Source organism: Methylobacterium sp. J-026 (assembly GCF_022829585.1).
Taxonomy (GTDB): Bacteria; Pseudomonadota; Alphaproteobacteria; order Rhizobiales; family Beijerinckiaceae; genus Methylobacterium.
On sequence record NZ_JAKSYC010000053.1, the window covers coordinates 1 to 821 of the forward strand.

1 protein-coding gene and 1 pseudogene are annotated in these 821 nt (G+C 67.1%); one reads left to right on the forward strand and one right to left on the reverse strand.

Features of this window, described 5'->3' with window-relative positions:
• Positions 1–52 precede the first annotated feature (52 nt).
• Positions 53–199 (forward strand): FtsK/SpoIIIE domain-containing protein, encoded by a 147-nt coding sequence (locus MKK69_RS03465; RefSeq protein WP_409564770.1) that lies wholly within the window; start codon positions 53–55, stop codon positions 197–199.
• Here the strand turns inward: MKK69_RS03465 and MKK69_RS03470 are convergent.
• Positions 141–821 (reverse strand): annotated as a pseudogene (locus MKK69_RS03470) (FtsK/SpoIIIE domain-containing protein); the annotation flags it as partial. The gene MKK69_RS03465 and the pseudogene MKK69_RS03470 overlap by 59 nt on opposite strands.

Genomic DNA, 821 nt, shown 5'->3' on the forward strand with positions numbered 1-821 from the left:
GACGCCGCTGCCCTACATCGTGATCGTGGTCGATGAGATGGCCGACCTGATGATGGTGGCCGGCAAGGACATCGAGGGGGCGATCCAGCGGCTCGCCCAGATGGCCCGCGCGGCCGGCATCCACCTGATCATGGCGACCCGGCGCCCATCTCGCCCAGGATCGTGCGCGAGTCGATCTTGCTGGTCACCTGGAAGCTGATCCGGGTCGGGAAGTTGGCCTTGATCGTGCCGGTGATCACGTCCACCGACGGGCGCTGTGTCGCCATGATCAGGTGGATGCCGGCCGCCCGGGCCATCTGGGCGAGCCGCTGGATCGCCCCCTCGATGTCCTTGCCGGCCACCATCATCAGGTCGGCCATCTCGTCGACCACGATCACGATGTAGGGGAGGGGGGCGAGGTCCATGGCCTCGTCCTCGTAGACCGCCTCGCCGGTGTGCCGGTCGAAGCCGGTCTGCACGGTCCGGGTCAGCACCTCGCCGCGGGCGGCGGCCTCGGCGACCCGGGCGTTGTAGCCGTCGATGTTGCGCACCGCGATCTTGGCCATCTTCTTGTAGCGCTCCTCCATCTCGCGCACGGCCCATTTGAGGGCGATCACCGCCTTCTTGGGGTCGGTGACCACGGGGGAGAGCAGATGCGGGATGCCGTCGTACACGGACAGTTCCAGCATCTTCGGATCGACCATGATCAGGCGGCATTCTTCCGGCTTCAGCCGGTAGAGCAGGCTGAGGATCATGGTGTTGATCGCCACCGACTTGCCCGAGCCGGTGGTGCCGGCGACCAGCAGGTGCGGCATGCGCGCGAGGTCGGCGATGATCGGCTC

Coding starts and splice junctions, on each gene's coding strand:
- MKK69_RS03465 (WP_409564770.1), top strand. CDS start 53: ATGGTGGCCGGCAAGGACATCGAGGGGGCGATCCAGCGGCTCGCCCAG.